This window comes from Sessilibacter corallicola, assembly GCF_021290925.1.
In the GTDB taxonomy this organism is placed as follows: Bacteria; Pseudomonadota; Gammaproteobacteria; order Pseudomonadales; family Cellvibrionaceae; genus Sessilibacter; species Sessilibacter corallicola.
On sequence record NZ_JAJSLX010000002.1, the window covers coordinates 1,483,925 to 1,509,657 of the forward strand.

General features: G+C 43.5%; 22 protein-coding genes. 18 read left to right on the forward strand and 4 right to left on the reverse strand.

Going from position 1 to position 25,733, the window contains the following annotated elements; genetic code table 11:
- Positions 1-78: 78 nt before the first annotated feature.
- The 4 genes from LU361_RS13720 (at position 79) to LU361_RS13735 (ending at position 4,778) form a co-directional block, all read left to right on the forward strand.
- The gene (locus LU361_RS13720) at positions 79-762 is read left to right on the forward strand and encodes a YfgM family protein (protein ID WP_233089400.1); all 684 of its coding nucleotides are present in this window, start codon (positions 79-81) and stop codon (positions 760-762) included.
- A 4-nt stretch (positions 763-766) separates the two neighbouring features.
- Positions 767-1,909 carry an outer membrane protein assembly factor BamB gene (gene bamB / locus LU361_RS13725; protein ID WP_233089401.1) on the forward strand — a complete coding sequence of 381 codons (1,143 nt, stop codon included), beginning with the start codon at positions 767-769 and terminating at the stop codon, positions 1,907-1,909.
- 213 nt (positions 1,910-2,122) lie between these two features.
- A complete protein-coding gene (gene der / locus LU361_RS13730) occupies positions 2,123-3,520 on the forward strand; it encodes a ribosome biogenesis GTPase Der (RefSeq protein WP_233089402.1) in 1,398 nt (465 codons plus the stop codon).
- A gap of 346 nt (positions 3,521-3,866) precedes the next feature.
- The gene (locus LU361_RS13735) at positions 3,867-4,778 is read left to right on the forward strand and encodes a DUF2167 domain-containing protein (RefSeq protein ID WP_233089403.1); all 912 of its coding nucleotides are present in this window, start codon (positions 3,867-3,869) and stop codon (positions 4,776-4,778) included.
- 112 nt (positions 4,779-4,890) lie between these two features.
- On the opposite strand, the gene LU361_RS13740 is transcribed toward LU361_RS13735, so the two are convergent.
- The 4 genes from LU361_RS13740 to LU361_RS13755 all read right to left on the reverse strand — a co-directional run bounded on the left by LU361_RS13740 (position 4,891) and on the right by LU361_RS13755 (position 8,499).
- Positions 4,891-5,649, reverse strand: coding sequence for a YciK family oxidoreductase (locus tag LU361_RS13740; protein ID WP_233089404.1), 759 nt, complete (start codon positions 5,647-5,649; stop codon positions 4,891-4,893).
- A 29-nt stretch (positions 5,650-5,678) separates the two neighbouring features.
- Positions 5,679-6,359, reverse strand: coding sequence for an HAD family hydrolase (locus LU361_RS13745; protein ID WP_233089405.1), 681 nt, complete (start codon positions 6,357-6,359; stop codon positions 5,679-5,681).
- Between the two features lie 4 nt (positions 6,360-6,363).
- Positions 6,364-7,065 (reverse strand): bifunctional 2-polyprenyl-6-hydroxyphenol methylase/3-demethylubiquinol 3-O-methyltransferase UbiG, encoded by a 702-nt coding sequence (gene ubiG / locus LU361_RS13750; RefSeq protein ID WP_233089406.1) that lies wholly within the window; start codon positions 7,063-7,065, stop codon positions 6,364-6,366.
- A 69-nt stretch (positions 7,066-7,134) separates the two neighbouring features.
- Positions 7,135-8,499, reverse strand: coding sequence for a TRZ/ATZ family hydrolase (locus LU361_RS13755; RefSeq protein WP_233089407.1), 1,365 nt, complete (start codon positions 8,497-8,499; stop codon positions 7,135-7,137).
- Between the two features lie 425 nt (positions 8,500-8,924).
- Between LU361_RS13755 and gyrA the strand changes: the two genes are divergently transcribed.
- From gyrA to LU361_RS13825, 14 genes are all read left to right on the forward strand, one after another.
- The gene (gene gyrA, locus LU361_RS13760; RefSeq protein WP_233089408.1) at positions 8,925-11,522 is read left to right on the forward strand and encodes a DNA gyrase subunit A; all 2,598 of its coding nucleotides are present in this window, start codon (positions 8,925-8,927) and stop codon (positions 11,520-11,522) included.
- 143 nt (positions 11,523-11,665) lie between these two features.
- Entirely contained in the window at positions 11,666-12,808 is a 1,143-nt protein-coding gene (gene pheA / locus LU361_RS13765) for a prephenate dehydratase (RefSeq protein WP_434064669.1), read from the forward strand.
- 20 nt (positions 12,809-12,828) lie between these two features.
- Entirely contained in the window at positions 12,829-13,431 is a 603-nt protein-coding gene (gene cysC, locus LU361_RS13770; RefSeq protein WP_233089409.1) for an adenylyl-sulfate kinase, read from the forward strand.
- Positions 13,432-13,493: 62 nt separating this feature from the next.
- On the forward strand, positions 13,494-15,761 hold the full coding sequence (locus LU361_RS13775; RefSeq protein WP_233089410.1) for a bifunctional prephenate dehydrogenase/3-phosphoshikimate 1-carboxyvinyltransferase: 2,268 nt from the start codon (positions 13,494-13,496) through the stop codon (positions 15,759-15,761).
- Positions 15,762-15,856: 95 nt separating this feature from the next.
- Complete coding sequence (gene cysD, locus LU361_RS13780) at positions 15,857-16,768, forward strand: sulfate adenylyltransferase subunit CysD (protein ID WP_233089411.1); 912 nt, start codon at positions 15,857-15,859, stop codon at positions 16,766-16,768.
- A complete protein-coding gene (gene cysN, locus LU361_RS13785; RefSeq protein WP_233089412.1) occupies positions 16,768-18,192 on the forward strand; it encodes a sulfate adenylyltransferase subunit CysN in 1,425 nt (474 codons plus the stop codon). The genes cysD and cysN overlap by 1 nt, the downstream gene beginning before the upstream one ends.
- A 265-nt stretch (positions 18,193-18,457) precedes the next feature.
- The gene (locus LU361_RS13790) at positions 18,458-18,769 is read left to right on the forward strand and encodes a hypothetical protein (protein ID WP_233089413.1); all 312 of its coding nucleotides are present in this window, start codon (positions 18,458-18,460) and stop codon (positions 18,767-18,769) included.
- A 178-nt stretch (positions 18,770-18,947) separates the two neighbouring features.
- A complete protein-coding gene (locus LU361_RS13795; protein WP_233089414.1) occupies positions 18,948-19,583 on the forward strand; it encodes a hypothetical protein in 636 nt (211 codons plus the stop codon).
- A gap of 100 nt (positions 19,584-19,683) precedes the next feature.
- Positions 19,684-19,932 carry a DUF2164 domain-containing protein gene (locus LU361_RS13800; protein WP_233089415.1) on the forward strand — a complete coding sequence of 83 codons (249 nt, stop codon included), beginning with the start codon at positions 19,684-19,686 and terminating at the stop codon, positions 19,930-19,932.
- Positions 19,933-20,180: 248 nt separating this feature from the next.
- A complete protein-coding gene (locus LU361_RS13805; RefSeq protein WP_233089416.1) occupies positions 20,181-20,576 on the forward strand; it encodes a hypothetical protein in 396 nt (131 codons plus the stop codon).
- 279 nt (positions 20,577-20,855) lie between these two features.
- The gene (locus LU361_RS13810) at positions 20,856-21,068 is read left to right on the forward strand and encodes a cold-shock protein (RefSeq protein ID WP_233089417.1); all 213 of its coding nucleotides are present in this window, start codon (positions 20,856-20,858) and stop codon (positions 21,066-21,068) included.
- Between the two features lie 394 nt (positions 21,069-21,462).
- On the forward strand, positions 21,463-22,119 hold the full coding sequence (locus LU361_RS13815; protein WP_233089418.1) for a suppressor of fused domain protein: 657 nt from the start codon (positions 21,463-21,465) through the stop codon (positions 22,117-22,119).
- Positions 22,120-22,299: 180 nt separating this feature from the next.
- Entirely contained in the window at positions 22,300-22,776 is a 477-nt protein-coding gene (locus tag LU361_RS13820; RefSeq protein ID WP_233089419.1) for a four-helix bundle copper-binding protein, read from the forward strand.
- Positions 22,777-23,308: 532 nt separating this feature from the next.
- Positions 23,309-25,699, forward strand: coding sequence for a zinc-dependent metalloprotease (locus tag LU361_RS13825; RefSeq protein ID WP_233089420.1), 2,391 nt, complete (start codon positions 23,309-23,311; stop codon positions 25,697-25,699).
- Positions 25,700-25,733: the final 34 nt, after the last annotated feature.

The window sequence follows — 25,733 nt, forward strand, 5'->3', positions numbered from 1 at the left end:
TTTTGAATTGGTAATCGCGATCGATTACTTAGTATAAAAAGTAACCGTTCGTGATTGAACAGAAATGAGGATAGAAGTGTGGCGTCACACCTAACAGAAGAAGAACAAATTGAAGCGTTAAAACGCTGGTGGAAAGAAAACGGCATGTTTACCGTCGGTGCTGTCGTCGTTGCTGTTGCTGGTTATTTTGGTTGGGAATCTTGGAAGACCCATGAAGTCGCGCAAAAAGAAGGTGCTTCAAACTTATTTCAATCGATGATCGAAGCCGGTTCTGAAAGCCAAAATGGCCAAATTGCCGATGAAGACGCTGACCGCATGAGAAGCTTAGGCTCTCAACTCAAAGACGAGTACAGCGGTAGCTTCTATTCGACCAGTGCTGCATTACTTATGGCTAAACTGGCTGCCGAAGATGGCAATTTGGAAGAAGCCAAATTGCAATTGGAGTGGGCAAAAACAGACAACGCCAACGAAAAGCTGAATTTTGTGATTGATCAGCGATTAGCTCGCGTTTTGTACGCTATGGGTGAATACGACAAAGCGTTAGCGTTGGTGAAAACCAGCCCTGAAGAATCTGCAAAAAGCTCTTACGCAGAAATTCGCGGTGATATTTTCGCAGCTCAAAATAAGTCCGATGAAGCCGCAAAAGCTTATCAAATCGCATTGGATAACCTACCTGAGTCCGATTTTAATCGTCGTCGTTTTATTGATATGAAGCTTTCTGAGCAACGTTCAATTTCGCCTGAGCTGGCAGAGGCAGAGTAAGTTGATGCGTTTAGTAATTGTTGCGCTGGCGATATTTGCGCTTGCCGCTTGTTCTAGTACCCCGAAAGAAGTTCAGCCTTCGCCGCTGGTGAAAGTCAGTAAGCAAATCAAAGTGAATCAGCTTTGGTCCAAGTCTGGCGGCAAAATCGACGATAAAAAAGCGGCCAAGATCGTACCTGCGCTAGCTAATGGTCGAGCTTACACCGCTGATATCAAAGGTCGTGTTTACGCTTTTGACAGTTCGACTGGAAAAAAACTGTGGCAAGAAAAGGTTGGTAAAAACATCTCTGGTGGTGTTGGTGCCAATACTACAACGGTTGCCGTCGGTACTTATGACGGTGAAGTTATCGCGTTAAATGCAGACGATGGCTCAGAATTGTGGCGAGTCACAGTCAGTACCGAAGTCTTATCTGCGCCTCAGTTGAACAGCAAATTAGTGGTCGTGCACACCATTGATGGTCGCCTTCACGGTCTTGACGTAACAACGGGCGAGCAAGTTTGGCTCTACGACAACACGGCGCCTTTGCTGACTTTTCGTGGCACATCTTCGCCGTTAGTTACCGACACTATCGTTGCTGCTGGGTTTGATAACGGCAAAGTGATTGGTTTAAACCCTCGCAATGGCATTGCTCAGTGGGATGTTCGAGTGGCCATTCCGAAAGGCCGAACCGATCTAGAGCGCGTGGTTGATATCGACGGTTCACCGGTTATGTTGGGTGACTTGTTATTCGCTGCCAGCTACCAAGGTAGAATGGTTGCCGTCAGTCGTTCTTCTGGTCGTGGTTTGTGGGCAGTAGATACTTCTACTTATCGCGGTCTTTCAACCAACGGCTACTCCGTGTTTGTCACCGCTGATAACGATGAAGTCAAAGCTCATAACGTGGCCAACGGTGAGCCGGTTTGGACCAACGACCAAATGCTGCGACGTAAGTTAACCGGGCCTGCGGTATTGGGTGATTACGTATTAATCGCCGACAGTGAGGGCTACTTACACGTATTGTCTGCTGAATCTGGCGATTATTTAGGTCGACGTAAAGTGTCTGGTTCTGGTGTGAATGCGCCAATTGTTGTGTTCGCAGATACCGCTTATGTGTTGGATAATCGCGGTACTTTACACGCCTATCAGGTTGAAGCAATCGCGCAATAAATCTCGTTTTTGATTGTTTTACTGAATAAACATTTCAAAACTGCTCTTCACTGAATGGTGAATGAGCAGTTTTCTATTTTATGGCTTATCTGTTGGAACACTCACACACAATTCCTCTTGATGTTAAACTCTCCCCATAATTCTATATTTGAAACTGCATGATCGTTATTCGTGTAGCCTAAATTTACGTAATCATATTGGTATTGATAATAAATGTTGCCTGTTATTGCCCTTGTGGGTCGCCCTAATGTTGGTAAATCCACGCTTTTTAATCAGTTTACTCGCTCCAGGGATGCATTAGTTGCCGACTTTTCAGGTCTGACTCGCGACCGAAAATACGGTGAAGCTAATTTGCTGGGCCGTAAATGCATGATTGTTGATACCGGCGGTTTGAGCGGCGAAGATGAAGGCATCGATTCGGTGATGGCGAGTCAATCATTAGCGGCAATTGATGAAGCCGATTTGGTTTTATTTGTGGTTGATTGTAGGGCGGGTCTTACTTCCACAGATCAGATGATTGCCAATCACTTGCGCAAGCAAAGTAAAAAAGTACTTGTTGTTGCTAATAAAATTGACGGTAACAATCACGATGTTGTGGTAGCGCCGTTTTATGAGTTAGCGCTTGGAGAATTGCATCCTACGACTGCAACTCATGGTCGTGGTGTACGTTCATTGATGCAAGCCATATTGGATGTGTTGCCTGAACCGGTTGAAGCCGACGACGATGATATCGACAGTTTAAAAATTGCGGTTGTTGGTCGTCCTAACGTGGGTAAATCCACGTTGGTAAATCGCATGTTGGGTGAGGACCGGGTGGTTGTTTATGACATGCCAGGTACAACGCGCGACAGCATTTATATTCATTATCAGCGTAATGAAAAAAATTACACCATTATTGATACCGCCGGAGTACGCCGTCGAAAAAATATTTCTCTAGCGGTAGAGAAATTTTCCATCGTAAAAACGCTGCAGGCAATTTCGGATGCAAACGTAGTTATTTTATTGATGGATGCCCAAGAAGGTATTGTTGAGCAAGATTTGCATTTGTTAGGGCAAGTTATTGAAGCGGGAAGAGGTGTGGTATTAGCACTTAATAAATGGGACGGCCTCGACAGCGAACACAAAGATTACATTAAAAATGAATTGCTGCGTCGATTGCAGTTTGTCGACTTTGCCGATATGCATTTTATTTCCGCGTTGCACGGTACTAACGTTGGCCATCTTTATGAATCCGTTGAAAAAGCGTATTCATCAGCAACGGATAAGTTATCGACCAACCAGTTAACCCGAATTCTTGAAGATGCGGTTAGCGTTCATCAACCTCCGTTGGTTAATGGTCGTCGAATTAAATTGCGATACGCGCATGCGGGCGGGCATAATCCGCCGATTATTGTTATTCACGGTAATCAAACTGATTCTGTACCTAGCCATTATCGCCGTTACTTAGAAAAAACGTTCCGACGCGTTTTGGATTTGCATGGCACGCCGGTGAGAATCGAATTTAAGACAACAGACAATCCTTACGCTAACAAAAATAAGAAAAAAACTTTTAAGCGTACCGACAAAAAGGCGTTGCTACAAAAACGAACTCAGAAACAGAAAAAGAAATAAAAATACTTTTTCGTATAACATCTCTGACGTAATTTGAGGCCTTTTTTTGGCCTCAAATTTATTTTCTCTTAAAACTCTATTATTGTTTTTTCAAACTGCATCTCCCTTCGCTCTAATCAGTTCCTTTCAAAGAGTTGCACTTTTACTTCTTGGTCAACTTTCTGTTCATATGCATCACTTCGATGTCTTTAATTTCAATCGTCAACTTTTCGAGCGTTTGTTGAAAGTGCCTAATTGAAAATAAAAAGTTCCCGCGTGAGACAATTTATGGCTAAGAAGTACTAGTGGTATATGGATGAACGGATGATGTGCCTGAATTTTGGCGGCTACTAGGAATATTTTTAAGATGAAAATTGTTTTTGCAGTGCTGATGTTAGTGGTAATGGCCGGTGTGTTTACGCCACGAATTTATGCGCAAGAAGCTTCGGATGAGCAAGCGGTATCTGAGCAGGATCAAGCTTATATTGAATGGGCTCAGCAGTTGTGGGATTCGTTTGAGCTGCAAACCGGAATGGTCGAGTTGAATAAGGCCAACGCCACATTGAATATTCCTGACTCTTTTTATTTTTTAAATAGCAGCGATTCCCAAAAAGTATTAGTGGATGTGTGGGGTAATCCAGAAGGCAATAAACCGTTAGGTATGTTACTTCCCGCTGGAAGTACTCCGTTTGATTCTGATTCATGGGCGGTTACTATTGAGTATGAAGAAGACGGCTATGTCTCTGATAAAGACGCTGAAGAGATTGATTATGCTGAACTCTTGTTGCAATTGCAGCGTGATGCTCGCGAAGAAAGTAAGGCACGAGTTGAGCAAGGTTATGACGCGATTGAGTTAGTAGGCTGGGCTGCGCATCCATTTTATGATCAAGCTGAGAATAAGCTGCACTGGGCAAAAGAATATAAGTTCGGTTCAAGTGCGACTAATACACTGAATTACAATATTCGTGTTTTGGGGCGCAAAGGCGTATTGGTGCTGAATTTTATTGCCGATATTAATCAATTACCCGAAATAGAAAGCCAGTTGGATACCGTACTGGCACTTGCCAACTTTGAGCAAGGCTCGCGTTATGCGGATTTTGATCCCGATATTGATCAGGTGGCGGCTTACGGTTTAGGAGCGTTAGTGGCTGGAAAGGTGATTGCTAAAACCGGTGCTCTGGCGATATTGGTGGTTTTGCTGAAAAAGTTTTGGGTGTTTCTGTTGTTTGGTGTTGGTGCTCTTTTCAAAGTTTTTTATAGAAAACTGAAGGCATCCTAATGCATCGCAGGTTCTAATCATTTTTAGCTTACTTGCACTTAATCATTACCTTATGAAAAAAGTGACAAGTGCAAGTAAGTTTTGAAAAACTCTAGTATAAATCAATATTTGTTTAAGCCAGTTTTTTCGCATCAAAATGAACGCCGTTAACATCGGTGCTTTCGTCGCTCATTAAGTAAGTGTACAACGGCATATGTTTTTGTGCTGGTACGACAGTTTCTGGGTTTTCAGCTGGATAAGCCATGGCGCGCATGCTGGTTCTTGTTGCGCCAGGATTTATCGAGTTAATTCTTACGTTATTGGTTCCTTCCCATTCATCGGCAAGAATTTCGGTTAAGTTTCTAAGCGCTGATTTTGAAACTGAATACGCACCCCAATAAGCACGACCTTTTTCCGCAACTGAAGACGTTGTCGTTACAACGCTGGCATTCTCTGCAGCTTCGAGCAGTGGCGTTAACGCTTTGATCATCATAAATGGAGAATGTAGATTCACCTGCATTAATTTGTACCAGGCTTCGGTATCGTAATTACTGATGGGTGTTCTGGCGCCAAGCTCGGCGGCGTTAATTAATAGGCCGTCTAAGCGTTGGTATTCTTCATTGAGTTTCAGATACATATCTTCGTAATCTTTCTCAACAGCGCCCTCAAAGTTAATTGGGTAGATCGCTGCTTCGTGATTACCGGCCGCTTCAATTTCGTCGTAAACCATTTCTAGCTTAGCGATGGTTCGGCCCATTAAGATGACGGTTGCCCCAAGCTTAGCAAAGGTGAGGGCGGCTTCTTTTCCAATGCCATCTCCTGCGCCGGTGACAACAATCACTTTGTCTTTGAGTAAATTATCGGAGATTGTAAAGGTATCAGGTAAAAACATAATAATCGTTAATTAAATAGTTGCTTATGCTAAATAAAATTTAAAATATCGCTGGGAGTCTGAGCCAGCCAGTCTGCTTGCCAAGCTTCTTTTGGGTTTTCTTCAGAAAAGTATCCCCAATTGGCAACGACTGATTTCATATTGGCTGCGATGGCTGAGTCGATGTCGCGTTTGTGATCGCCAACATAAATGCTGGTTGCCGGTTTTTTATTTAATTTTTCGCACGCCAGCAGCAGTGGTTCAGGACTGGGTTTGGCTTCGTTAACGTGATCGGGACAAATCAAAACCTGTGGTTTAAGATTTAATTGAGTCATTAACGGTGTAGAAAAACGTTCCGGCTTGTTGGTAACAATTCCCCAAGCAATATTTTTATTTTCTAAGGTGTGGAGCAGCGTATCCATTCCGTCAAACAATTGTGAATGACTGGTAAGGTTAATGATTTGCTCGTGGTATCGTTCCAGAAAGGTTGCTAAATTTTTATCGAATTTAGGTTCACCTTGCTGGCCACCGAACGCTAATCCCACCATTTTACGTGCACCGCCAGAGACGGTATCGCGAATAATTTGTGGGTCTAGCGCGGGCAAGTGTTGCTCTTTGCGCATGCTATTTAATATGTGGACGAAATCTGGCGCGGTATCCAGAAGTGTTCCGTCCAAATCAAATAAAATGCAATCCACTTTCACAGCGTTTATCACCACGGCTTGTGTCACAAATTTATTCCGGCTTTTGTGCGGTTATAAAATAATTGATATCGACATCGTTCGGGCTTAATTTAAAATCTTTTGTTAATGGATTGTAGACCAAGCCTGTGATGTCACGAATGGATAAATCGGCGTGCCGAACCATCGTGCTTAATTCTGAAGGTTTGATAAATTTACTGTAGTCGTGAGTGCCTTTAGGTACTATTTTTAGTAAATATTCTGCACCTACAATCATGGCGCCGTAGCTTTTGGGATTGCGATTAATCGTAGAAAGAAACAGATATCCGCCAGGTTTAACCATGCTTGCACAGGCTCTAACAATTGAAGCGGGATCGGGAACGTGCTCAAGCATTTCCATGCAGGTGACGATATCAAATGCTTCTTTGTGGTCTTGAGCAAAATCTTCTGCGCTGACTTTTTGATAATCTATATCGACGCCTGTTTCAAGTGCGTGTAATTTGGCAACTTCAAGTGGCGCCGTACTCAAATCAATTCCTGTAACGCTGGCGCCTCTTAGTGCTAGTGCTTCACTTAAAATTCCACCACCACAACCAACATCTAGAACTTTTTTCTCAGCCACTGGCTGAGTCTCTTCAATGTAATTACACCGAATTGGGTTGATGTCATGAAGCGCTTTGTATTCGCTGTTTTTATCCCACCAGCGCTCGGCGCTAGCTTCAAATTTAGCCAATTCTGAAGGGTCTACATTTGCCATAAGAATGTCTTATCTGTACGTTTGAATATCTATATAAAATTATATTGCCCGGTTTTAATATCACAGGCATTAGTGCTCAAGCTTTTCGCGCCATTGTTGAGTCTTTGATAATACCGCGCTTTCATCAATCGTGGTTAAACAACCGTTTTCAAGAAGCTGTTTGCCATTGATCCAGACATTACTGACCGATTGACTGGATTCGGAATACACCAGCGAGCTCAACGGTGAGTATACCGGTTGTTGAGCGATTTTACTCAGATCTACCGCGGTTATATCCGCTTGTTTTCCGATTTCGATACTGCCGATTTTATGATCCAGGCCAAGTGCTTTTGCTGAATCAATGGTTGCAAGTTGTAGCGCTTGTTCTGCGGATAATGCCTCGGCATTGTTTGCGGTGACTTTTGCCAGCAGTGCCGCTTGAGTCATTTCACTGATCATGTTGAGACTGTTATTACTCGCCGCGCTGTCAGTGCCTAATCCGGTTGGAATACCGTTTTCTCGCATTAGCTGAATGGGGGTTTGTCCGCTGGCGAGTTTCATGTTTGAGCGAGGGCAGTGGATCACCGATGCGCCAGTCTCTTTGAGGATTTCAATGTCTTCGCCACAGATTTGCGTCATGTGAACACACTGTGTTTTCGGGGATAAAACGCCGAGATTTTTCAACCGTTGTAGCGGTCGTAGGCCGTGTTGCTTGATGCTCTGTTCAACTTCAGCTTCGGTTTCGTGAACGTGAATATGAACGCCCAGCTGTAAGTTTTGGTTGGCGGTGAGTATGGCTTCAAACGTGTTGTCACCGACAGTGTATGGCGCGTGCGGACCAAAGGCGATGGTAATTAGCTCGTTCGAACCTGGATTTTGCTGCTCTAATGCCAGTTCTGTTATAGCGTCTATGTACGCTTGCGATCCGTTTTTCCAGTTGCTCGGAAAATCAAAAACCGGTGGCGCAATATAAGCGCGCATTCCTGCTTTTTTCGCGGCTTCAATGGTTGCTTTGGGAAAAAAATACATGTCGGCAAAACAGGTTGTTCCAGATTTAATCATTTCGGCAATTGCCAGCTGGCTGCCGTCGTGAACAAATTCATGGCTAACGTGCGCACTTTCTGCTGGCCACATGTGATCATTGAGCCAAGTCATTAATGGCAAGTCGTCGGCGTAGCCTCGAAACAATGCCATTCCTGCGTGCCCGTGCGCGTTGATTAATCCCGGAATTAACAGTTGGTTAGGCAACTCAACGGCGTTTTTTGCAATGAATTTTTCTGCAACGCTTATTGTCGGCGAAATATCGACGATGATTCCTTGATTAACAACAACAGTGTGATCTTTCAATAATGTGTTGTCAGAATCGACGGTCGCCAGCCATTTGGCAGAGATTAAAAGGTCAACTTCAAGTTTTGCGGTGGGTGATGGCTTATCGCTGGAATTTTCTATACTCATTTGTTTGAAAACCAACCTTTTTGATTGCTAATTGTGTGTTTAGATCAAGTCCTTTTGAGTATAACTGTCTCGGCCCACTTCAAGCATCAACAATAGTACGTATCTTACTGATTTTATGGTAGAATCCCGCTTTACTGCGCCATTCAAGGGATATGAAAAGTGCGTTCTGCATTCGATTGGGTGTAGGTGTCATATTTGCGATATTGTAGTTACGCATAACGATTAATTTTTGAGCGCCAAATGTGAGGCGTTTGAGTTTTTCGAAAAGTAATGCGTAGGGTATCGGCAAATTTATGGGCATTTACTCATCAAAGCTTAAGTTGTTCGATAACGGCACTTCATTGCCTTTAGTTCGCGAACAAAGCAGATAAATTCACACCGGAATATTGCAAACGATTTAACGCAATTCAGGCAAATAAAACTATATGGCCGAAATCGCAAAAGAAATTCATCCAGTAAACATTGAAGACGAACTCAAGCAGTCTTATCTCGACTACGCCATGAGCGTAATCGTAGGGCGGGCGCTACCCGATGTTCGTGACGGGCTCAAGCCTGTTCATCGCCGTGTTTTGTTCGCGATGAATGAACTTAAAAACGACTGGAACAAACCCTACAAAAAATCCGCACGTGTTGTTGGTGATGTAATCGGTAAATATCACCCGCACGGGGATTCTGCTGTTTACGACACCATCGTTCGTTTGGCTCAGCCGTTTTCCATGCGTTACACCTTGGTTGATGGACAGGGAAACTTCGGTTCCATTGACGGCGATAGTGCCGCTGCTATGCGTTATACCGAAATTCGCATGGCGAAGATTTCCCATGAGCTTTTATCTGACCTCGATAAAGAAACCGTTAATTTCGTTGAAAACTACGACGGCAATGAACTCATTCCAGAAGTTTTGCCTACTCGTGTTCCTAACTTATTGGTGAACGGCTCGTCTGGTATTGCGGTGGGGATGGCGACAAACATTCCACCACACAATATCAGAGAAGTGATCAACGCCTGCTTGGCGGTTATTGACGATTCCTCTATTGAAATCGATCGTTTGATGGAAATTATTCCCGGCCCTGATTTCCCTACCGGCGCCATCATTAACGGTCGCGCGGGAATTGTGCAGGCTTACCGCACCGGTCGTGGTCGTATTTATGTTCGTGCTAAAACTGAAATCGAGCGCGATGAAAAGACCAACAAAGAAACCATTATCGTCACGGAAATTCCTTACCAGCTCAATAAAGCGCGTCTTATTGAGAAGATCGCAGAACTGGTAAAAGATAAAAAATTAGAGGGTATTTCTGAATTACGAGACGAGTCCGATAAAGACGGATTACGCGTTGTTATCGAATTGAAACGCGGCGAATCCGGTGAAGTTGTTCTCAATAATTTATTCGCCCAAACCCAAATGCAAACTGTGTTTGGTATCAATATTGTCGCGCTGGTTGATGGTCAACCAAAAATATTAAGCCTGCGTGAATTACTCGATCACTTCATTCTACATCGTCGCACTGTCGTTACCCGACGCACCGTTTACTTGCTGCGTAAGGCTCGCGACCGAGGCCACATTCTTGAAGGTCAAGCAATTGCGATTGCGAATATTGATCCTCTTATTGAGCTGATCAAAAGTTCTGCGACGCCTGCCGATGCTAAAGCCGGATTGATGGCTCGTGGTTGGCCTATCGGCAACGTTTCCCAATTCTTAGAACGTGCTGGTGCCGATGCCTGTCGTCCAGAAGGTTTGCCAGCTCAGTACGGCGTTGTAAACGGCGAGTATTTCCTTTCGCCAGAACAAGCCAATGCTATTTTAGAATTGCGTTTGCATCGTTTGACCGGCATGGAGCACGATAAGCTGCTTGCCGAATACGAAGAAAAGCTGAAACAAATCAGTGAGTTTCTCGAAATTCTCAACGATCCAATGCGTTTGATGGCCGTTATTCGTGAAGAATTAACCGAAATCAAAGAGAACTTTGGTGACGAGCGTCGAACTGAAATCCAAAACTCTCAATCCGACCTCAACGTTGAAGATCTTATCAGCGAAGAAGATCGAGTGGTTACCATCTCCCACGGTGGCTATGCGAAAACTCAACCGCTCGACGCTTATCAAGCGCAGCGTCGGGGTGGAATGGGTAAAGCGGCAACGGCAGTGAAAGACGAAGATTTCGTTGAGCACTTGTTAGTCGCCAGCACTCACGACACACTTCTTTGCTTTACCAGTGCTGGTAAAGTGTACTGGTTAAAGGTGTACCAAATTCCTGTGGCAGGCCGTCAGTCTCGCGGCCGCCCAATGGTGAACTTGTTGCCGCTTGAAGAAGATGAACGCATCACTTCTATTCTTCCGGTTCGCGAATACGATGAAGATCACTTTATCTTTATGGCGACCGAAAACGGCACCGTTAAGAAAACTCCGCTTTCTCAATTCTCCCGCCCAAGAAGTGTTGGTTTGATTGCTATCGTGCTTGACGAAGGTGATCACCTAGTTGAGACCGCATTGACTGACGGCGATTGCGATGTTCTTTTGTTGAGCTCTGCCGGTAAGGCGGCTCGTTTTAAAGAGTCTGATGTACGACCCATGGGCAGAAGTTCTCGCGGTGTGCGAGGCATTAAGCTGCATGAAAACCAGCGCGTCATTTCTATGGTAATTCCAAAAGAAGACGGAATGGTGCTTACCGTCAGTGAAAATGGCTACGGCAAACGCACACTGACTTCTGAATTCCCAACGAAAGGACGTGGCGCTCAAGGTGTAATCGCGATGGCGGATTCTGAGCGTAATGGCTCAGTCGTTGGCGGTGTCCAGGTCTTCTCAGGCGATGAGCTGATGTTAATCAGTGACCAAGGTACACTGGTGCGCACTCGCGCAGATGAAGTATCTTTGTCAGGTCGTAACACTCAAGGTGTACGATTAATTAAGCTTAAAGAAGCTGAGCACTTGGTAGGTGTACAGCGCATTGAAGAATCTTCCAGCGATTCTGACAGTGAAGACGAGCAAGAAAGTTCAGATTCATCGACGAATGAAGAGGAAAATTCATAAATTTCTGTTTCCATTTAATGTCCACTGGTCAGAGCGAAGGGCGTTCATAGATTCACTTGCCTGGCCGGCGGATTTTCAGAAAATTATGAATGTGTAGTTGTACATACCGAACGGAATGGATTTTTAATTAAGGTTTACGAGCAATGACATCTGATAACTCAAAAAATAGCACTGTTAGTGGTATGTCGAGTGAAGAAGAGGCAAAACTTACAGTGTTGCGCGACGGTATCGATGATATCGACAAAAAAATCGCGCTGTTGATAAATAATCGAGCACAACTTGCGCAAGAAGTCGCTGCGGTTAAACATCAATTTAAATCAGATGATGAGCCTGTTGTTTTTTATCGCCCTGAACGCGAAGCTCAAGTATTGCGCAAAATTATGGATTTAAACGAAGGCCCGCTTAACGATGAAGAAATGGCGCGTTTATTCCGTGAAATTATGTCCGCTTGTTTGGCGCTGGAGCGTCCAGTTTCTGTTGCTTATCTCGGCCCAGAAGGGACCTTTACTCAGCAAGCTGCTTTAAAACACTTTGGTCATTCTGCAAGAACCTCAAGCATGCCCGCGATTGACGATGTCTTCCGTGAAGTTGAATCTGGCAGCGTTAATTACGGTGTGGTTCCTGTTGAGAATTCCACCGAAGGTGTTATCAATCATACCCTCGATAATTTCATGACTTCGGGATTGAAAATTTGCGGTGAAGTTGAGCTTAGAATTCACCAAAATTTGATGGTATCCGATGTCACTAAAATTGATTCCATCACCCGTGTATATTCCCATGCCCAATCGTTGGCCCAGTGCCGTAAATGGTTAGACGCGTACTATCCGCACGTAGAGCGTGTTGCTGTGAACAGTAATTCCGAGGCGGCAAGACGAATCAAAGGTGAATGGAATTCAGCGGCGATTGCTGGAGAGTTGGCAGCCCATCAGTATGGATTGCACATTCTGAATGAAAAGATTGAAGACCAGCCCGATAATTCGACGCGTTTCTTAATTATTGGCAGCGAGCCGGTTCCTATTTCGGGCGACGACAAAACGTCAATTATGGTCGCGATGAAAAATCAGCCAGGTGCTCTTCATAGCTTGTTGCAACCATTCCACCAGCACAATATCGATTTAACCAGAATCGAGACGCGCCCATCCAAAACTGGCGCTTGGAATTATGTGTTCTTTATTGATTTCAATGGTCATATCTCTGACTACTCAGTAAAAGAAGCATTGAAAGTTATCGACCTTCACGCTGCAGACGTGAAAGTGCTGGGTTCTTATCCGCGAGCTGTTCTTTGATGTAGGTTTTTAGGAGTCCGATGAGTTCTAATATTCGGTGGTTTGACCATAAAGTTAGTCACGCTCAACGCGTAGAACTGAAACAACAAAAGCCCTGTATTTTGTGGTTTACCGGCTTAAGCGGTGCCGGTAAATCGACTTTGGCTAATACTGTTGATTACGAACTCTATCGACGCGGACAGCATACCTACGTTCTTGACGGTGATAACGTCCGCCACGGTTTGAACAAAGATCTCGGCTTTACCGACGAAGATAGAATCGAGAATATTCGACGCATTGGCGAAGCATCAAAATTATTTTTAGATGCGGGCTTAATTGTTCTGAGTGCTTTTATTTCTCCGTTTCGCGAAGACCGAAATATGGTTCGCAAACTGGTTGAAGACGGCGATTTTATTGAAGTGTTCGTATCAACGCCTCTGTCTGTTTGCGAAGATCGTGACCCTAAAGGGCTCTACAAAAAAGCCCGCAAAGGTGAAATTAAACACTTTACTGGGATCGATTCTCCTTATCAGGAGCCAGAAAACCCAGAAATTGTTGTTGATACCTCTTTGTATTCGATAGAGGAAGCCGGTGGAATTGTTATCGAATACTTAGAAGCGAATGGGTATATCCCCAAAATTTAATTCACAGTTCTTAAACCAATATTATCGGTGAAATTTCCCTTAACGTTGGGGTTTCACCGAGAATGTCCAGCAAGGAAAACCTAATAATAATCATGGATACCGTTATCGTTAATAAACTGGTTGTTATTGGGGTTGGACTTATTGGCGGTAGTTTTGCGGCATCGGTTAAGCGTGCGCAAGTTTGTGAAGAAATTATTGGTATCGAGGCTAACGAAAGCCTTCAATCTGCCGCACAACAATTAGATTATATCGATCGAGTTGCTGCCTCAATTCGCGACATTTCACACGAACTGTGTGCTGACGACCTGGTTTTTATTGCCGTTCCTACGCTTTCTGTACCCAGCGTACTTAAACAATGCGCAAATTGTCTACCTGCTGAGGTAACCATTACCGACGGCGCCAGTGTTAAAGGTTCGATCCTTACTGCCGCCGAGAAAATTTACGGCGAGATACCGCAGCAACTGGTACTCGGTCATCCCATTGCGGGTTCTGAGCAAAGTGGTATTAACGCTGGGCGCAATAACCTTTTTGAAAATCACCGTGTGGTTCTTACACCTTCTGAACACACCGCCGAATTACACTTGTCCAAAGTGACTCGACTGTGGGAAGCGATAGGTGCGAAAATTTCCATTATGGATGTTGTTGCCCATGATCAGGTGCTCGCAGCTACCAGTCACTTACCACATGCCTTGGCATTTTCACTGGTTGATACCTTGGCTCACGATCCCGACCACGAAGATATTTTCACCTATGCCGCCGGCGGTTTTCGTGATTTCACCCGAATTGCCTCCAGCAATCCCACCATGTGGCACGACATTATGTGCGCTAATAAAGATGCGGTGGTTCGGTCTCTGGATTTGTTCTCTGAGAATTTAAAATTTCTTAGAAATGCAATTCAAGCGAACGATGGTGATACAATACTCGACTTATTTACTCGGGCAAAATACGCCCGCGATGATTTTTTAAAGCTTCAAACAGCCAGTCAAAACACAAAAGAGCAAATACCTTCCATGAGTAGTAATCTGATCAACTATGTATTAAGCCCTGGTGGCACGGTTAATGGCACGATTCGAGTTCCTGGAGATAAGTCCATCTCGCACCGCTCAATCATGTTGGGCTCATTGGCAGAAGGTATTACTGAAGTAACCGGATTTCTAGAAGGCGAAGACGCCTTAGCAACGTTACAAGCGTTTCGCGATATGGGCGTTAATATTGAAGGCCCAGTCGACGGTAAAGTCACCATTCACGGTGTTGGTTTGAACGGTTTACAAAAGCCTGAAAAGCCCCTTGATATGGGCAACTCTGGTACCGCCATGCGTTTGATGTCTGGTTTACTTGCCGGGCAAAATTTTGATGCCACGCTCGTTGGTGATGTATCTTTGTCTAAGCGCCCCATGGGTCGTATCGCCAAACCACTTGCAGAAATGGGCGTTACCATTGAAACCGAAGAAGGCGGTCGTCCGCCGCTGAAAATTCTTGGTTCTACCCAACCGCAAGCACTTGATTACGAAATGCCAATGGCTAGTGCCCAAGTTAAATCTTGTGTATTGTTGGCGGGTTTATACGCTGAGGGCACTACCAGTGTTGTAGAGCCGGCACCTACGCGTGATCACACCGAGCGTATGTTGCGCGGTTTTGGTTATGACGTGAAAACCGAAGGTAGCAAAGTCACACTTCAAGGTGGTGGTAAATTAACTGCAACCAATATTGACGTGCCTTCTGATATTTCATCGTCAGCGTTCTTTATGGTTGCTGCAGCCATTACTCCAAATTCTGATTTAACTATCAAACACGTAGGAATGAACCCAACTCGCGTGGGTATTATTAATATCCTTCGTGAAATGGGCGCCAATATTCAGCTTGGCAACGAAGCCGAAGTTGGGGGCGAGCCCGTCGCCGACGTTCGTATCCAATACAGCCCATTGAAAGGTATTCACATTCCAGAAGATCAAGTGCCTCTGGCGATTGATGAATTCCCGGTGCTGTTTGTTGCCGCAGCGGCTGCCGAAGGCACAACCGTTTTGACAGGCGCTGAAGAGCTTCGTGTAAAAGAAAGTGATCGTATTCAAGTGATGGCTGATGGCCTAAATGCCATTGGCGCTGATGCTACTCCCACGCCAGATGGCATGGTAATCAATGGTGGTACACCGTTAAAAGGTGGCGATATTCAAACACATCACGATCACCGCATCGCCATGTCCTTTGCCGTTGCCTCACTCATCGCAACCGAAGAGATTCGAATTCACGATTGTGCGACGGTCGCGACCTCATTTCCTGGGTTTGCTGATCTCGCCAAACTCGTAGGAATATCGTTAGAAGTACAAAGTTAGGCACGTATCAGTAATAAATGATTATAATGCCGCCGTTTTTACGATAAAAATCCATTCAAGATAGCCAATAGAGATAGACTAGGGCGCTTTAACCGATGACCATAGATTTTAACCTCACCCATCTTAAACAGTTGGAAGCTGAGAGTATTCACATCATTCGCGAAGTTGCGGCTGAATTCGACAACCCAGTAATGCTTTACTCCGTTGGTAAAGATTCTGCGGTAATGCTGCACTTAGCGCAAAAAGCTTTCCACCCAGGCAAGCCACCATTCCCTTTGATGCACGTAGACACCACGTGGAAATTCAAAGAAATGATCCAATTTCGTGATCAAATGGCAGAAAAACTCGGTTGGGATCTGATCGTACACACCAACCAAGAAGGCCTTGATATGGGCATCGGTCCTTTCACTCACGGCAGTGCAAAGCATACCGACGTTATGAAAACCGCAGCGTTAAAACAAGCGCTCGATAAATACGGTTTTGATGCAGCCTTTGGTGGTGCGCGCCGCGATGAAGAAAAATCTCGCGCAAAAGAGCGTGTTTACTCGTTCCGTGACAAAAATCATCGTTGGGACCCTAAAAATCAACGTCCAGAGCTTTGGAACATCTACAATGGCCGCGTTAACAAAGGTGAAAGCATTCGTGTTTTCCCACTGTCTAACTGGACTGAACTCGATATCTGGCAGTACATCCATTTAGAGAGTATTCCTATTGTGCCTCTTTATTTTGCAGCAAAACGTCCAGTCGTTGAGCGCGATGGCACCTTGATTATGGTTGACGACGACCGTATGCCAATCGAAGACAAAAGCGAAATTCAAGAAAAAATGGTGCGCTTCCGTACCTTAGGTTGTTACCCATTAACGGGTGCCGTGGAATCAGAAGCCACGACTTTGCCAGAAATCATTCAAGAAATGCTCCTTACCACCACCTCTGAGCGTCAAGGTCGTGTTATCGATCACGATAGCTCTGCGTCGATGGAGAAGAAAAAGCAAGAGGGGTATTTCTAATGTCACATCAGTCCGATTTAATCGCAACCGATATCAACGCGTATTTAGAGCAACACGAGCGCAAAGAACTGCTTCGTTTCTTAACTTGCGGCAGTGTTGATGACGGTAAAAGTACCTTAATTGGTCGTTTGCTTCATGACTCTAAAATGATTTATGAAGATCAGCTAGCTGCGGTGCAATCTGATACACAAAAGCACGGCACCACAGGTGGCAAAATTGATTTAGCGTTGTTAGTTGACGGCCTTGCAGCCGAACGCGAACAGGGTATTACTATTGATGTTGCTTATCGTTATTTCTCCACTGAAAAACGTAAGTTCATCATCGCCGATACTCCAGGGCATGAACAATACACCCGCAACATGGCAACGGGCGCTTCTACTTGTGACCTTGCAATCATCTTGATTGATGCGCGTCACGGTGTAATGACACAAACTCGTCGTCACAGTTACATCGCGTCATTGTTAGGTATTAAGCACATTGTTGTTGCCATCAACAAAATGGATCTCGTGGAATTTAGCGAAGATCGCTTCAACGAAATTCAAGCTGAATACCTGCCGTTTGCTCAAGAGCTCGGCCTCGAAGATATCCATTGCGTGCCAATGTCGGCTTTAGAAGGTGATAACGTCGTTAATCCAAGTGAGCATACCCCTTGGTACAAAGGCCAAACCTTAATGCAAATTCTTGAAACAGTAGAAATTGCAGCCGACAAAAACACCAAAGATTTCCGCTTCCCAGTACAGTACGTTAACCGCCCAAATCTTGATTTTCGTGGTTTCTGCGGAACTGTTGCTTCTGGCGTAGTAAAGGTTGGTGATAAAATCAAAACCTTACCGTCTGGAAAAACCAGCACAGTAAAAAGCATTGTCACGTTCGAAGGCGAACTAGAACACGCATTTGTTGGCCAAGCCGTTACCATCACTCTAGATGATGAGATCGACATCAGTCGTGGCGATATGATTGTGTTAGCTGACGATAACGTTGCTAATACCAATCATTTAACCGCGCACATTGTTTGGATGTCAGAAAATGCATTGACCGCCAACAAGCAATACGAATTTAAATTCGCCAGCAACGCCGTTCTTGGCCAAGTTAATGACGTCAAACATTTAATTGATGTAAACACGCAAGAGCAAACCCAAGCAGACCAACTCGAATTAAACGACATCGCACTTGCTGAAGTATCGTTAAATTCAGACGTTGCCATCGATCCTTATAATATTAATCGTGCCTCCGGTGCTTTTATTATCATCGATCGTATCAGTAACATTACCGTTGGTGCTGGCATGGTGGCAGAAGCGTTATCTGAAGATGAATCCGCATTGGTGAAAAACGACTTCTCAGAATTCGAACTTGAACTAAATGCATTGGTTCGCAAACACTTCCCGCATTGGAAAGCGTTGGATTTATCACAACTTAAAAAATAAAAATTTTAAGTAAGATAAACCAAGTATTAAAAAGGCTTTGAGTTATTCAAAGCCTTTTTTTATGCCTGAATCATTTAAATTGAAGAGTTTATCCTTAAGGTAGAAATTGGCACTAAAGTATGTGATGAAAATCAATTAAGCCCAGTGATGAATATGAAAACTTATCATTCCAGCGTTATTGTTGTGAATGCAATGCGATTTAAGTATCTTAAATGATGGGGTTTGTCAGTCATTCATCGTCAAGTTTATTTTTAGAGAATAATTTATGAAAACTTCGGGTTTTATTGCGCTAGTATTTAGCGTTCTTTTATCGGGTTGCATAGTAGTTCCAGAACCTGTCTCTACGTCGCGAGAGCGATGTGAAATATCCAGTGATCGAAAAACGCTCAGAATTGTTGATCTCGCCGACGAAACCAACAGTTATTATACGATTGAGAGCTATCTTTTAACTCCTATTACTGTGCTAACGACAGGAATTGTTTCAGGAGCCTATGTAGCCGTGAATAATATTTATTATTTAGGCGAGAAAAAAATCGTGTGCGATATTGGCAAACCTAAAAACCCTGAGGAATCTTAAGGGGGTATTTGAGTCTGCAATCTATATTAATGAATTCTGCAGTAGATTGAAGTTACACCCATTTCTCAATTACAGGTCTCTGGTTGGATACCAGTAATATCACGTTTGAAAATACGGAATTTCAGTTTGCCAGAGGGAAGTTACACGCTAAAAGCAGCGATTGAGGCATTAGTTATACATGAATAATATTGCATTTAATGTTCAAATCAATACTTTACTCAAGGCTAAGTATTCAATTTTTTTAGCTATATTTCCTATTGGGTTTATGTTTCTTTCTTTTTTCCCCACGTGGTTAGTTGCTGAATATTTAGGAGAGTCCTTCGGAATACAAGAAGGTGTGCCAGTTAAAGATGCCGAACATGGTTGGCTTTGGTTGAGTTTATTATTGTCCGCAATGGTCGTGCTTATGTTGCTTGGCTATGTTTTTGGTTGGCTACTAAATGCGTTATTGGCTTTGATTATTTTCGGGTGGAGCTTTGAAAAAGTTTTTGCTGTTTTTCTCAGTTCTGATGTGCCTAGTCATTGGTTGAAAGATGGCGCTGCAGAAAATCATCGTGAAGCTAAACAAGATAAGCTAAAGCAGTGGTCTAAAGTAAGAGAGCAAGGGAAATTTAAATATATACTTAAAATTGGTGTAATGGGCTGGGGCTCTACAATGTTTATTGTCATGGCTATTTTGCCAGCTCTCCGTAGTTCGGAGCCAATAGGCTTTTCACTTTTATGGCAAGCGGTATTGTGGGTGGCTGCAGGGGGAGTGTTTGGAGCTTTGGGTTGGTATTTTTCAGAAAAACAATACTTCAAACATAGAGATTAAAATATATTGAATATACAAAATTGTAGGGGTGGCGTTATAAATCCACGGTGGTTTTTCTTTCTCTACGGGGGTGTTACATGTGTAAGGTTAAAGTGAAATTATGAATGAGATAAGATTTCCCAAACAAGAAACCGATCTAATAGTAGATAAGATAAAAAAATATTTTAACTCTGAACTTGATCAAGAGATTGGGGCTTTCGAGGCTGAATTTTTGATTGATTTTTTTGCTAAAGAAATAGGTCCATATTTTTACAACCAGGGGCTATCTGATGCTCATACGCTGTTTTCTGAAAAAGCGGATGAAATTAGTTATTCAATTCAAGAGTTAGAAAAGTCTACTGCTAGATAATTTCAGTAAAAATAAACGTCATCCCTGTCGAACCGGGCCATTCCGTGGCAACAGAAGTGTATGCTCTTTCATTTCTGTTGCTGGCGCTACGATAAATACTCGAGTAGTTGTTAAAGAATTGGAATCCATGCTTTGGGCTTGTAGCATCTATTAAATACATATATAAAAAATACTTAACTCATACTGCCGTCACGCTGAGATTGGTCATGCTTTAATTCATCAGCTTAATTGGTTATAGGTTTTAATGAATGAAAGAAAATTTTATCTCAATGCCAATAATTTTAAAATGTATCACAATTCATGCAGTTGCTTGTTTTATGTTTCTGGTGGGTTCTGTGGTGCCTCATGATAATTTTTCTGTTAATGGCCAATCTATTACTTATTCTGAGTGGTGGTTTAGTGGTGCTGGTTTCAGTGCATTTATAATGGGTTTATTTATGCCGTTTGCTGCGTGGCATATTTTGAACAAAACAAAGTATTCTAGACATATTTATATTTCTATGCTCTTTTCGAGTTTGTCAGTTCCGTATTTATTCTACGATCAACCAAATGCCATTATTTATAACTTAATTATTACCGGTATTATTTGTTGGTATCTTTTTTGTAATAAGTCAGCTGCTGCGTACTTTGTTTCCAGGACTTAAAACTTAAAAATAGCTACCCTTTGGGCATACTCGCTACGTCCGTCGTAGTTAGGGCAATTATGTGTAGCAGCATTTATTAATTGAGCGGTGAATTCCTGTTGACGAGGGTGTGCTACTTGTATAGTATGCCGAACAGCAGAAAGTGGCCTATTTTAAAATCTTCATTTCGTTGTGTTCCTTGTTGTTCCTCGTCGTGTAGTTTCTTAATATTTTGATTCCTTTTGACGCTATCGATGCCCTAATAGGGCTAACTTTTAATTTATACGCAGGAAAAACGCTATGTCTAATGAAATGACTGGAACAGTTAAATGGTTTAACGCAGATAAGGGCTTTGGCTTTGTTACTCCAGACGACGGTGGTAAAGATTTATTCGTTCACCATTCAGAAATTCAAATGAGTGGCTATAAATCACTCGATGAAGGCCAAAAGATTAGTTACGTGGTAGGCCAAGGTCAAAAAGGTCCTTGCGCAAATAACGTAAAACCGCTGTAATCTTTTCCAAAGCGCTAGGTTTGTACTTGTCAGGCCTAGCGGCGCTCCCGGTTATACCATCTTCTTCTCCATCTCTAATATTGTAAGAAATCATTCATTCTCCCGTTGATCCTTAGTTCAAGTTCAATGCAGTGTAACTTGCTCGTCAGAAAGGGTTTCAGCTTGAGCAAGTAGCGAAGCCTTAGTATCCATACCTTTTATATTTCTCCTTATGTCCTGTATTGGAGAAAAGAGTAGAACGGTTGTTCTCTTCTAAGCCAATACCCATGGCGTAGCATTCGGGGATCTCTACGACAACGGCTCCAGTAAATCTCTCAGCTTCTTCCAATGCACCAACCTATGTTACCGTGCTGATAGACATTCACTTACTCGACGTTTAGATCGGGACAACCTCATGAACTTGTCAGAATATAAGCAGCGTTACAATAAAGACGATTCTACGCCCGGCTGGGACGTTATTGATTCTCAACTTGGGCTTTTGTATCAAGAGCAAAAACCGAAACATTGGGGAACGGTGATTGGCTATCAGCTTGGCGGCCCTGATCCGCTTGATGGCATCAGTGCCTATGAAAGTGAGTCCGGAGGCGCTGCGCATCTGCATTTTTGCAGCTACGGATTTACGTCGCTTTATTACGATGAAGAAGCCGTAGGAGGGGAGTTCAGTCGGTTTGGGTTTGAGCTGACGTTTCGTCTAGCATCGGCTTTGCCGCCGGCTGAAGAACCTATTTGGGTGTGTAGCCTCTTACAGAATCTAGCCCGATACGTGTTTGAGTCTGGGAAATGGTTCGAAGAATATCATTGGATTCCTGCCAACGGACCTATTCGAGCGGATTACGACACTGATATTGTCGGGCTTGTCTTTGTTAAGGACCCAGAGCTAAAAACGGTTGCCTCACCTCACGGAAAAGTTGAATTTCTTCAGATGTTTGGTATTACGCAAGTCGAGCTGGATGACATTATGAATAGCAAAAGAACTTGTAAAGAGGTTGTTGAAAGTCATCGTAAAACCAATCCCTATTTTGTGACTGATCTTTCTAGAAAGAGTGAATAACGCAGTGTTTTAAAGAGACGGTGTATTTTTCTGAGATGAAATACGCTGAGGCGAAAATTGGCGAAAAACTGATTAAAATCACCTTCACTTTAATAAGATTAAACTATCATATTGGCTGAGATCCTCAGAATTTAGCGCTAAAGCGCTAGCATACGTAAAACCGCCGAGAAGATTAAAATTATGAAAACCTCTAAAAATATGACCATCGAATCGGAATCAAAACGAAATTTCTTAGTGGGAGCGCTTGCATTGGGTTTAGCCACCAGTGTTAGCTCGGCGTTTGCCAAGTCTAAAGATGATCACCACCATCATCACCATGTTTCTGATGACAAAGCGCAATTGGTTGATGCCGCTATTGATTGCGTTAAAAATACCATTGTTTGTCGAGATCACTGCATTGAATTACTGAAAACTGGCGATACTACGCTTACGGAATGTTTGGATATATCTAACGATACCATTGCCATGTGTAACACATTAACGCAACTAAGCTCTTCCAATTCCGATCACCTTATGGCGTTCGCAAAAGTCAGTTTGGCGGTTTGTCAGGATTGTGAAAAAGAATGTCGACGACACAAAGACAAGCATCAAGCTTGTAAAGATTGTATGGAATCTTGCTCGCGTTGCATTGATGCGATCGAAAAATACATGGCTTAATTCAAAACTCGTATTTTATTGTCAAATTAAACGATCTCTTTTTTGCTCGATAAAGTCCTGGATATCATTCAGTTCAGGGCTTTTTCAGGTGTAAATTTTCCGAATACAATAATTTCTCTTTTTCTATAATCCATCGGAAATAGCCAATCCATTGTCTTCCCAATAAGTTTTGAACTCTAATATCGAATTTAGTTTGCGTATCGAAAAGTGTTCATTAACCTGGACCAGACTTTGTCGCAGTTTGCACTTGAAGTCAGGGCCCTTAAATCGTTCTCATGTTGTGTTTGCGTTGAGCTGATGACTTTTTAATCGATATAAGCTTGTTCTGAAAAACGTACATCGAGCGAGGTAAGTGTTAGGTAATCTTTGAAGGTTGCTGCGGTTAGCGCGTCAGTATATTGATAACGTTTAACGCAGGCGCAGTAGGTATTGCTTTTGCCTGTTTTAGTTATTCAGCGGTTTTTACTCTGGATGTTTAACAGGTTTTTGCAGCGCGCTTTAACCGGAATTTTAACGAAGAAGTGTTATAAATATGCTACCTCGACTGCTTATCGCAATTGTATTGTTTTTTACGGGAACCCTGGTTGTTCAGGCGGAAACTATTCTGGCATTTACTCAGAATATGGAAAAAAAGTCAGGATTTTATGATTTCTATTACAACGAATCCGACGGAAAACTCTATTTAGAAGTTTCTGCGTTTAACGAGCCTTTTTTGTTTCAAAGCAGCTTGCCGCAAGGCGTTGGTTCGAATGACATTGGTTTAGATCGAGGCCAGCTAGGCGCGACGCGATTGGTGCAGTTTGAGCGATTCGGCAAACAAGTGTTGTTAAATCAGCTCAATACTCAATATCGAGCCAATTCTCAAAATCCCGCAGAGGTTCGCAGTATTGATGAAGCATTTGCCGATTCTGTCATTGCCGGGCTTACGATCGTTGCTGAGGAAAACGGCCGTGTTTTGGTCGATTACACGGATTTTTTATTGTCCGATATTCACCGGATCAGTGCGCGATTAAGCCAACGTAAGCAAGGCAGTTATAAAGCCGATAAAAAACGCAGCGGCGTTTACCTTCCTCGTTCTAAATCTTTTGTCGATAATACAGAGCTTGAATCGCTGGTTACGTTTGCCGGATCGAAGCCCGGTGAGTTTGTCCGTCAGGTAACGCCTGATCCCATCAGTATCAGTGTGCATTTGCATCATTCGTTCATTCGACTCCCAGATGACGATTATCAGCCGCGCAGATTTCATCCGTACTCTGGGTTCTGGAGTGTGGGTTATCAAGACTACGCCGTTCCAATTGAGCAAGGGCTGACTCAGCGTTTTATTCCGCGTCATCGGTTAAAGAAAAAAAATCCAACCGCGCAACGCAGTGAGCCCGTAGAACCTATTGTTTATTATCTTGATCCAGGCACACCCGAGCCCGTCAAAAGTGCATTGATAGAGGGCGCAAAGTGGTGGAACGATGCATTTGAAGCCATTGGTTACATCAATGCGTTTCAAGTGAAGGAAATGCCTATAGATGCTGATCCAATGGACGTGAGATACAACGTCATTCAATGGGTGCATCGGGCAACTCGAGGTTGGTCTTACGGTGCTTCCGTGATTGATCCTCGCACCGGAGAAATCATCAAAGGCCATGTAACCCTGGGTTCTTTAAGGGTTCGACAGGATTATTTAATCGCTTTGGGCTTAACCAGCCCGTTTGATGGTGAGCAGGTGTCTACGGACTATCAAAAACAAATGGCCTTGGCGCGTATTCGGCAGTTATCGGCGCACGAGGTAGGCCACACTTTGGGCATTGCGCATAATTTTGCCGCCAGTGAAAACAATCGAGCGTCGGTGATGGATTATCCGCATCCTTATGTCACGATTCAGCACGGTAAAATCTCTCTTGAGAACGCTTACGATGTTGGTATCGGTGAATGGGATTCCCACGTCATTGCGTACGGTTATCAAGATTACAGTTCAGAATCTGACGAAAAAGCGGGTCTGGTAAAATTAATTAAGCAAGGCCGTAGCGCAGGGCTTAAATACATTTCAGACGCCGATGCCAGACCAGGGCATGCCGCCAGTGAAGCTGGGCACTTGTGGGACAATGGCGAAAATGCGATTGATGAATTAGCGCGAGTGATTAATGTTAGAAAATTAGCCATTGCCAATTTTGGAATTAACTCAATTGCCCACGGCGAAGTGTTATCGTCGTTGGAAGAGGCGTTTGTTCCGATTTATTTATTCCATCGCTACCAAATTGAAGCGGCCGCTAAGTTAATCGGTGGGGTGAGTTACGAATACGAATCCAAAGGTGATTACTCATCGCCCAAAGGCGTTGTCTCGGTGAATGCAGAAACTCAACTGAACGCTTTCGATTTGATGCTGGACACTCTGTCGGAAGGTTTTTTGCGAATTCCTGAGTCTTTAAATGCGTTAATTACACCCAAGCCCATTGGCTACTCAAGAAACCGAGAAAGTTTTAAAGGCAGAACCGGTTATACTTTTGATCCAATCAGCGCAGCGGAAGCTTCAGCCGGTTTTACATTATCGTTAATGTTAACGCCTGAGCGCCTCAATCGAGTATCGCAGCAGAGCGTGTTGGATAACAGTAAACCCAGCGTTACTGACCTTATAAAGCAATTGCTCAATAAAACCGTTAAAGCAAAAACAAACGATAACAGTTCGCTTATTAAGCCTCGTGTTGATGCTTTGGTAATTAATGCGTTAATGAGTACTGTTACCAGCCAGGAATTAGCGCCCGAAGTAAAACAAGCAATTCAGCATGAAATTATCGCGTTAAAATCCTGGGCGGCTAAACAAAAAAGAAATTCGAATGCAGCTGTACTTACTTCGCAATTGGAGGTCTATCTTAAGACCGGTAATTGGCCCTTTCATTTTGAGGTAAAACCGTTACCGCCGGGCTCACCTATTTAATCGGTACCTTTAATCAGTACCTTTAGTCGGTATT

Excerpts from the sequence above, each read along its gene's own strand:
- bamB (WP_233089401.1), top strand. The coding sequence starts at position 767 with ATGCGTTTAGTAATTGTTGCGCTGGCGATATTTGCGCTTGCCGCTTGT.
- der (WP_233089402.1), top strand. The coding sequence starts at position 2,123 with ATGTTGCCTGTTATTGCCCTTGTGGGTCGCCCTAATGTTGGTAAATCC.
- LU361_RS13735 (WP_233089403.1), top strand. The coding sequence starts at position 3,867 with ATGAAAATTGTTTTTGCAGTGCTGATGTTAGTGGTAATGGCCGGTGTG.
- LU361_RS13740 (WP_233089404.1), bottom strand. The coding sequence starts at position 5,649 with ATGTTTTTACCTGATACCTTTACAATCTCCGATAATTTACTCAAAGAC.
- ubiG (WP_233089406.1), bottom strand. The coding sequence starts at position 7,065 with ATGGCAAATGTAGACCCTTCAGAATTGGCTAAATTTGAAGCTAGCGCC.
- LU361_RS13755 (WP_233089407.1), bottom strand. The coding sequence starts at position 8,499 with ATGAGTATAGAAAATTCCAGCGATAAGCCATCACCCACCGCAAAACTT.
- gyrA (WP_233089408.1), top strand. The coding sequence starts at position 8,925 with ATGGCCGAAATCGCAAAAGAAATTCATCCAGTAAACATTGAAGACGAA.
- pheA (WP_434064669.1), top strand. The coding sequence starts at position 11,666 with ATGACATCTGATAACTCAAAAAATAGCACTGTTAGTGGTATGTCGAGT.
- cysC (WP_233089409.1), top strand. The coding sequence starts at position 12,829 with ATGAGTTCTAATATTCGGTGGTTTGACCATAAAGTTAGTCACGCTCAA.
- LU361_RS13775 (WP_233089410.1), top strand. The coding sequence starts at position 13,494 with ATGTCCAGCAAGGAAAACCTAATAATAATCATGGATACCGTTATCGTT.
- cysD (WP_233089411.1), top strand. The coding sequence starts at position 15,857 with ATGACCATAGATTTTAACCTCACCCATCTTAAACAGTTGGAAGCTGAG.
- cysN (WP_233089412.1), top strand. The coding sequence starts at position 16,768 with ATGTCACATCAGTCCGATTTAATCGCAACCGATATCAACGCGTATTTA.
- LU361_RS13790 (WP_233089413.1), top strand. The coding sequence starts at position 18,458 with ATGAAAACTTCGGGTTTTATTGCGCTAGTATTTAGCGTTCTTTTATCG.
- LU361_RS13795 (WP_233089414.1), top strand. The coding sequence starts at position 18,948 with ATGAATAATATTGCATTTAATGTTCAAATCAATACTTTACTCAAGGCT.
- LU361_RS13800 (WP_233089415.1), top strand. The coding sequence starts at position 19,684 with ATGAATGAGATAAGATTTCCCAAACAAGAAACCGATCTAATAGTAGAT.
- LU361_RS13805 (WP_233089416.1), top strand. The coding sequence starts at position 20,181 with ATGAAAGAAAATTTTATCTCAATGCCAATAATTTTAAAATGTATCACA.
- LU361_RS13810 (WP_233089417.1), top strand. The coding sequence starts at position 20,856 with ATGTCTAATGAAATGACTGGAACAGTTAAATGGTTTAACGCAGATAAG.
- LU361_RS13815 (WP_233089418.1), top strand. The coding sequence starts at position 21,463 with ATGAACTTGTCAGAATATAAGCAGCGTTACAATAAAGACGATTCTACG.
- LU361_RS13820 (WP_233089419.1), top strand. The coding sequence starts at position 22,300 with ATGAAAACCTCTAAAAATATGACCATCGAATCGGAATCAAAACGAAAT.
- LU361_RS13825 (WP_233089420.1), top strand. The coding sequence starts at position 23,309 with ATGCTACCTCGACTGCTTATCGCAATTGTATTGTTTTTTACGGGAACC.